Source organism: Pseudorhodoplanes sp. (assembly GCF_050250235.1).
In the GTDB taxonomy this organism is placed as follows: domain Bacteria; phylum Pseudomonadota; class Alphaproteobacteria; order Rhizobiales; family Xanthobacteraceae; genus Pseudorhodoplanes.
This window is the reverse complement of record NZ_JBFWPA010000206.1, coordinates 1-7,684: the sequence shown is the minus strand read 5'-3', so window position 1 is coordinate 7,684 and position 7,684 is coordinate 1. Positions and strand designations below refer to the sequence as shown.

Below are 7,684 nucleotides of genomic sequence, written 5' to 3'. Positions count from 1 at the left end.
CGTCATGCGTTTGTTGCGTCCGCGGGAGAAAAGGACGCGGTTTCGGCCGGACGCCCTGTTCGGGTTGCGTCAGCGTAGAGGGCGCCCGGCTGCTTCCTGGAAGTGTTCCCGTTCGCCCTGGGGAAAACGGGTGCGCCGTGGTGCCGTGCGGGATTGCCGGTGGACTTGGGGAGCCGTGGTGCGCACCATCGCCAGCGAACAGACAGATTCGCGAGGCCTTTGGTGTCGGATGCACCCTTTGTGCACCTGCATGTGCACTCTTCCTATTCCCTGCTCGAAGGCGCGCTGAAGATCGGCAAGCTGGCCGAACTCGCCAAGGCCGACCGGCAGCCCGCGCTCGCGCTGACCGACACCGGCAACATGTTCGGCGCGCTGGAGTTTTCCGAGAAGCTCGCCTCATCCGGCATCCAGCCGATCATCGGCTGCTGCCTGTCGTTCGATTTCGGAGACGAACCGCGCGATCCGCGCAGTCCCGGACATCACCGGACGCTGCCCCGCATCGTGCTGCTCGCCACGCAGGAACATGGCTACCGAAGGCTCATGAAATTGTCGTCGCGGGCCTTTCTGGAATCGCCCGCCAACGAGCCGCCGCATATCCCGCTGGGATGGCTGGAGGAGGGGACCTCCGGCCTGATCGCGCTGACCGGGGGGCCCTCCGGCGCGCTCGACCAGGCGATCCGGGCCGGGCAGCTCGAACTGGCGCAGGCTCGCGCAACCAGGCTGCGCGACCTGTTTGGTGATCGTCTCTATGTCGAGTTGCAGCGTCACGGGACCGCCGAGGAGGGCGCGACCGAGCCGCATCTGATCGACATTGCCTATGCGCAATCGCTGCCGCTGGTTGCGGCCAATGAGCCGTTCTTCGCGACGGCCGACGATTATGAATCGCACGATGCCCTGATCTGCATCGCCGAGGGACGGCTGCTTGCCGAAACCGACCGGCGCCAGCTCACACCGCAGCATTATTTCAAAAGCCGCGCGGAGATGGACGCGCTGTTTTCGGATTTGCCGGAGGCCATCGCCAGCACCGTCGAGATCGCGCAGCGATGCGCCTATCGTCCGCGGACCCTGAAGCCGATCCTGCCGCGGTTTACGTCGGGCGATGCGGACGAGGGCGCCGAATTGCGCAAGCGCGCGCGCGAGGGGCTGGAAGGTCGCATCGCGCTGCACGGCCTTGCACCGAATGTGACGCGGGAGGAATACGACGCACGGCTCGCATTCGAAATCGATGTGATCGAGCGGATGAACTATCCGGGCTATTTTCTGATCGTCGCGGATTTCATCCAGTGGGCGAAGTCGCATGACATCCCGGTCGGGCCGGGCCGCGGCTCCGGTGCGGGCTCGCTGGTGGCCTATGCCCTCACCATCACCGATCTCGATCCGATCCGTTTCGGCCTGCTGTTCGAACGCTTCCTCAATCCCGAACGCGTCTCGATGCCGGACTTCGATATCGACTTCTGCCAGGATCGCCGCGACGAGGTGATCCGCTATGTGCAGGATCGCTACGGCCGCGATCAGGTGGCGCAGATCATCACCTTCGGTACGCTGCAGGCGCGCGGCGTGCTTCGCGATGTCGGGCGCGTGCTCGAAATGCCGTATGGCCAGGTTGACAAGCTGTGCAAGCTGGTGCCGCAGAATCCCGCCAACCCCGTGACGCTCGCGCGGGCGATCGAGGACGAGCCAAAATTGCAGGCCGAGCGGGATTCGAACCCGATGGTCAGGCGTGCCTTCGATATCGCCCGCAAGCTTGAAGGGCTGACGCGCCATGCCTCGACCCATGCCGCCGGCATCGTGATCGGCGACCGGCCGCTGGCCGATCTGGTGCCGCTCTACCGCGATCCGAAATCCGACATGCCGGTGACCCAGTTCAACATGAAATGGGTGGAGCCTGCGGGGCTGGTGAAGTTCGATTTCCTCGGCCTGAAGACGCTGACCGTGCTCAAGACCGCCGTCGACCTTCTGAAGAGGCGCGGTATCGAGATCGACCTGACCGCGATCCCGCTGGACGACACAAAAACCTACGAGCTTCTCGGACGTGCGGAAGCGGTCGGCATCTTCCAGCTGGAAAGTGCGGGCATGCGGCGGGCGCTGCTCGACATGAAGCCCGACCGGTTCGAGGACATCATCGCGCTGGTCGCCTTGTACCGGCCGGGTCCGATGGCGAATATCCCGACCTATTGCGCGCGCAAGCACGGCGACGAGGAGCCGGATTATATCCATCCAAAGCTCGAGGAGGTGCTGAAGGAGACCTTCGGCGTCATCGTGTATCAGGAGCAGGTGATGCAGGCCGCGCAGCTTCTGGCCGGCTATTCGCTCGGCCAGGCCGACCTTCTGCGGCGCGCGATGGGCAAGAAAATCCGCAGCGAGATGGCCGCGCAGCGCAAGGATTTCGTGAAGGGTGCGACCGATCGCGGGGTGGAGCGCTCGCAGGCGGATGCGATCTTCGATCTGCTGGAGCGGTTTGCCGAATACGGCTTCAACAAGAGCCACGCCGCAGCCTATGCGCTGGTCGCCTACCAGACCGCCTGGATGAAGGCGAATTATCCGGTCGAGTTTCTGGCCGCGTCGATGACCCTCGATATGGGCAATACCGACAAGCTCGCGGAATTCCGCAACGAGGCCGACCGCCTCGGCATCAGGCTCGAGCCGCCGTCGATCAATCGCTCGGGCCGTGCCTTCGAGGTCGAGGGCGATACGATTTTCTATTCGCTGGCGGCACTGAAGGGGGTGGGCGCACAGGCGGTCGACCTGATCGTGGCCGCGCGCGGCGACAAGCCGTTTCGCGATCTCACCGATTTCGCGTCCCGCATCAACCCGCGTGCGATCAACAAGCGGGTGCTGGAAAGCCTGGCCGCCGCCGGCGGCTTCGACCAGATCGAGCCGAATCGCGCGCGCGTCCATGCCGCGGTGGAGACCATGCTGTCGGCGGCGCAGCGCGCCCATGATGCCGCCGAAAGCGGGCAGAACGAATTGTTCGGCGGGCCCGCGCATCGCGAGCCGCTGCGTGTGCCGCAGGCCGATCCGTGGGCGCCGTCCGAGCGGCTGCAGCGCGAATACGAGGCGGTGGGCTTCTTCCTCACCGGCCATCCGCTCGACGATTACGCCAAGGCCCTGAAGCGCATGCAGGTGATGAACTGGACGGAATTCACCAGATCGGTGCGCGCGGGCGCAACCGCGGGCCGGACCGCCGCGACCGTGGTCTCGCGGGTGGAGCGCCGCACCAAGACGGGCAGCAAGATGGGCATCATCGGCCTGTCCGACCCGAGCGGGCAATACGAGGCGGTGCTGTTCCAGGAGGGGCTGCAGCAATATCGCGAACTCCTCGAACCCGGTAACGCCGTGCTGCTGTTCCTCACCGCCGAAGCCCAGGCCGAGGACGTGCGAGCGCGCATCCAGACGGTGGAGCGGCTCGATCAGGCCGCCGAGAAGGTGCAGAAGAGCCTGCAGATTTTTCTGCGCGATCCGGCACCGCTCGACCATATCACCAGCCGGCTGGAGCCGAGGGGCGACGGCGAAGTCCATTTCGTCCTGATGCTCTCCGATGGCGGCGAGGTCGAGGTGAGGCTGCCCGGCCGCTACAAGGTTTCTCCGCAGATTGCCGGCGCCATCAAGGCGGTGCCGGGCGTGGTGACGGTGGAGGCAGGGTAGGGCCGGGTGAAGGTTTCGCCCGGGTGCCCGCTTCGGCCCGTGCTCCGGGCTTTTCCTTGCGTTCCCGGCCCCGGGCCGCTATATGGCCGCCCATCTCACACGCGGATCAGGGTTTTTCCGCCCCGGCGACGGGTCGGCAAGGCCATCCGGTGACGGCCGGGCAGGCAGTCCTGCCGTTCACGTCATCCGCGGAGGACAAACCGGAGAAGACTTATGGCGCTGCCCGATTACAGCATGCGCCAGCTATTGGAAGCTGGCGTTCACTTCGGCCATCAGGCCCACCGCTGGAACCCGAAGATGGGGGACTTCATCTTCGGCATCCGCAACAACATCCACATCATCGATCTCGCGCAGACCGTGCCGATGCTGCACCAGGCCTTGCAGGCGGTATCCGATACCGTCGCCAAGGGCGGCCGTATCCTGTTCGTCGGCACCAAGCGCCAGGCCCAGGACGGCATCGCGGAAGCGGCAAAGAAGAGCGCGCAATACTACGTCAATTCGCGCTGGCTTGGCGGCACCCTGACCAACTGGAAGACCATCTCGGGATCGATCTCGCGCCTGCGCAAGCTCGAGGAGATGCTCTCGTCGAACGAGGCGCAGGGCTACACCAAGAAGGAACGCCTCGACCTGCAGCGCGAGCGCGACAAGCTCGACCGCTCGCTTGGCGGCATCAAGGACATGGGCGGTCTGCCCGACATGCTGTTCGTGATCGATACCAACAAGGAAGACATCGCGATCAAGGAGGCCCGCCGCCTGAACATTCCGGTTGCGGCGATTGTCGACACCAATTGCGATCCGAACGGGATCACCTATGCGGTGCCCGGCAATGACGACGCCAGCCGTGCGATCTCGCTTTATTGCGATCTGGTCGCGCGCGCTGCGATCGACGGCATCGGCCGTTCGCAGGGCGAGCGCGGCATCGATGTTGGCGCTGCCGCCGAGCCGATCGTGGAAGAGCTGCCGAAGGCGAAGGACACCGGCTACGAGCCTCTGCCCGGACCGCGCGGCGTCGCCGACGATCTCAAGAAGCTGCCGGGCATTTCCGGCTCGATCGAGAAGCAGCTCAACGATCTCGGAATCTTCCACTATTGGCAACTGGCCCCGCTTTCCCATGAACAGGTGCTTCGGCTGGGCGAAGAAGTGGGGCTTCCCGGCCGCGCCGATCAGTGGGTGGCGAAGGCCAAGGAATTCACGGCGGAGGTCGAGTAACGACCTCTCGTCCACGGCGCGGGCATGCGGTCCGCGCCGCAACGCTCATTTTTTCGGAATCAAGTCATGGCAGAAATCACCGCAGCGCTCGTGAAGGATCTCCGCGAACAGACGGGCGCGGGCATGATGGATTGCAAGTCGGCGCTGACCGAGACCAAAGGTGACGTCGAAGCTGCGATCGACTGGCTGCGCAAGAAGGGCCTGTCGAAGGCCGCCAAGAAGGCCGACCGTGTTGCAGCCGAGGGACTGATCGGCATTTCCACGGCCCCCGGCAAAGGCGCGGTCGTGGAAGTCAACGCCGAGACCGATTTCGTCGCCCGCAACGACCATTTTCAGGGCCTCGTCAAGCTGATTGCCGATGCGGCGCTCTCCAATGGCGGCGACGCCGAGGCGGTCAAGGCCGCCAAGGTCGGCGATAAGACGGTGCAGGAGGCGATTGCCTCCGCCATCGCCACCATCGGTGAAAACATGTCGCTGCGGCGCGCTGCCTCGCTCTCGGTCGGCAAGGGTGTCGTCGGCACCTACATGCACAATTCGATCTCCGAGGGGCTCGGCAAGATCGGCGTGCTTGTCGCAGTCGAATCGAACGGCGATGCCAAGGAACTGGCCGCTCTCGGCCGCCTCGTTGCGATGCACATCGCTGCGACCGGTCCGCTGGCATTGGATTCTTCGAGTCTTCCGGCGGACGTGATCGAGCGCGAAAAGGCCGTGCTGGCCGACAAGGCCAAGGCGTCCGGCAAGCCGGACAACGTGATCGAGAAGATCGTCGAGTCCGGCCTCAAGAGCTATTTCAGGGAGGTCTGCCTGCTCGACCAGCCCTATGTGCACGACGACAAGAAGAGTGTTGCCCAGGCGATGAAGGAAGCCGAAGGCAAGGTCGGCGCTCCGATCAAGATCACGGGCTTCCTGCGGTACAAGCTCGGCGAAGGTATCGAGAAGCAGGATAACGACTTCGCTGCGGAGGTAGCAGCGGCCGCGGGCAAGAGCTGAGCGCTCGCGCAAGGTCGATCACATGGTCAGCCCGGTCTATGAGCGTGTGGTCGTCAAGCTCTCGGGCGAAGCGCTTGCCGGACCGGCCGGGTTCGGTGTCGATCAGACTGTTGTCGAAACGATTGCCGCCGACATCGCCGCTTCCCGGCGTCTCGGCGTCGAGATTGCTCTGGTGGTCGGCGGCGGCAACATTTTCCGCGGGGTCGAAGTATCGGGCCGCGGGGTCTCGCGTCCGACCGGCGACACCATGGGCATGCTCGCCACGGTGATGAACAGCCTTGTTCTGGAAGCCGCCCTCGAGCGCAACGGGGCGCCGGCGACGACGCTTTCGTCGGTTCCGATGCCCACCGTGTGCGATCACTTCTCCCGGCGCCGTGCGCTTGACCTGATCGGGGAGGGGCGTGTCGTGCTGCTCGCCGGCGGCACCGGAAACCCGTATTTCACAACGGATACGACGGCGGTGTTGCGCGCGGCCGAACTCGACTGCAAGGCCGTACTCAAGGCCACCAATGTCGATGGCGTCTACGAGGCCGATCCGAAGCAGGACAAATCGGCCAAACGCTATGACCGCCTGAGCCCGCGCGAGGCGCTGGAACGCAATCTCAAGGTAATGGATAGTACCGCGTTCGCGCTTGCCCGGGAGAACCGGATGCCTATCATCGTTTTTTCGATCCGCGAACCACGTGCGATCGAGGCAGTCTTGCGCGGAGAAGGCCGCGCCACCATCGTTGCCGACTAATGGTCCGATTCTAACATTCGCATCCCTTCTCGGCAGGCACTTTTGCGAATGTTGGAATCAAAGGACCACTAGCAAGTATTGGATTCCAGTGGAGCTTTGGATTTGACATTCGCATCGCGAGCCCGCGGCCGGGTAGGTAGCGAATGTCAAATCCGCTCCACCACGGTGGTGGTCCGGAACCACGCCATCCGGTGCAGCAGGCCATCGGATGGAGTTCTGACCCGGATTTCCACGGGAATGATGCTAGTGTCATTCGATTCCGGATTTTGCCCCAGGGAGGTTACCTTACGATCGTTCAATTTCGGTTTCGGGCCGGGTGACCGCAATCCGCAGTCCGCCTCAACCTGGCCCTGAAGCGGCGCAACAGCCGCAGCAATCCGGTCGTCCAAAGAACGTTGCACAAGAACGTCCAAGAACATCCGAGAGAACAGACAGAGATGGCAGCGACAACCCACGATATCAACGATCTGAAACGCCGGATGCAAGGGGCGGTCGGCGTATTGAAACAGGAGCTCTCCGGACTGCGCACCGGTCGCGCCAATGCCAGCCTGCTCGAGCCGGTTCAAGTCGATGCCTATGGCACGCACATGCCGCTTTCGCAGCTTGCCACGGTCAGTGTGCCGGAGGCCCGCCTGCTCAGCGTTCAGGTCTGGGATCGCTCGATGGTGCACGCGGTCGAAAAGGCGATTACCGCCGCCAATCTCGGTCTCAATCCGCAGACCGAAGGTCAGGTAATCCGGCTGCGGATCCCGGAGCTCAACGAGGAACGGCGCAAGGAACTCGTCAAGGTGGCTCACAAATATGCGGAAGCCGCGCGCGTCGCGGTCCGCCATGTCCGGCGCGACGGCATCGATGTGATCAAGAAGCTGGAGAAGGATCACCAGATTTCCAAGGACGACCACGAGCGCTATTCGACCGATATCCAGAAAGCGACGGATCAGACGATTCACGACATCGACCAGATGCTCGCCACCAAGGAAAAGGAAATCCTGACGGTCTGACGACCGCCGGAGCTGGACGCCCAAGCGATGTCGATGCCAAAGGTTTCAGTGGATGGGATTTCGGATTTCGAAGTCCCCCGTCACGTCGCCATCATCATGG

At 63.8% G+C, this 7,684-nt stretch carries 5 protein-coding genes; all 5 read left to right on the top strand.

All coding sequences use genetic code 11. The features are described 5' to 3' along the window. The first annotated feature begins 222 nt into the window (after positions 1–222). The 5 genes from dnaE to frr all read left to right on the top strand — a co-directional run bounded on the left by dnaE (position 223) and on the right by frr (position 7,584). A complete protein-coding gene (gene dnaE, locus AB7F49_RS36410; RefSeq protein WP_428531898.1) occupies positions 223–3,645 on the top strand; it encodes a DNA polymerase III subunit alpha in 3,423 nt (1,140 codons plus the stop codon). Between the two features lie 213 nt (positions 3,646–3,858). Beyond that, the gene (locus AB7F49_RS36405) at positions 3,859–4,854 is read left to right on the top strand and encodes a 30S ribosomal protein S2 (RefSeq protein WP_428531895.1); all 996 of its coding nucleotides are present in this window, start codon (positions 3,859–3,861) and stop codon (positions 4,852–4,854) included. 66 nt (positions 4,855–4,920) lie between these two features. After that, positions 4,921–5,844 (top strand): translation elongation factor Ts, encoded by a 924-nt coding sequence (gene tsf / locus AB7F49_RS36400; RefSeq protein ID WP_428531892.1) that lies wholly within the window; start codon positions 4,921–4,923, stop codon positions 5,842–5,844. A gap of 22 nt (positions 5,845–5,866) precedes the next feature. Further along, a complete protein-coding gene (pyrH, locus tag AB7F49_RS36395) occupies positions 5,867–6,583 on the top strand; it encodes a UMP kinase (protein WP_428531889.1) in 717 nt (238 codons plus the stop codon). Between the two features lie 437 nt (positions 6,584–7,020). Next, positions 7,021–7,584 (top strand): ribosome recycling factor, encoded by a 564-nt coding sequence (gene frr, locus AB7F49_RS36390; protein WP_428531886.1) that lies wholly within the window; start codon positions 7,021–7,023, stop codon positions 7,582–7,584. Positions 7,585–7,684 lie beyond the last annotated feature (100 nt).

Excerpts from the sequence above, each read along its gene's own strand:
- frr (WP_428531886.1), top strand. The coding sequence starts at position 7,021 with ATGGCAGCGACAACCCACGATATCAACGATCTGAAACGCCGGATGCAA.
- pyrH (WP_428531889.1), top strand. The coding sequence starts at position 5,867 with ATGGTCAGCCCGGTCTATGAGCGTGTGGTCGTCAAGCTCTCGGGCGAA.
- AB7F49_RS36405 (WP_428531895.1), top strand. The coding sequence starts at position 3,859 with ATGGCGCTGCCCGATTACAGCATGCGCCAGCTATTGGAAGCTGGCGTT.
- tsf (WP_428531892.1), top strand. The coding sequence starts at position 4,921 with ATGGCAGAAATCACCGCAGCGCTCGTGAAGGATCTCCGCGAACAGACG.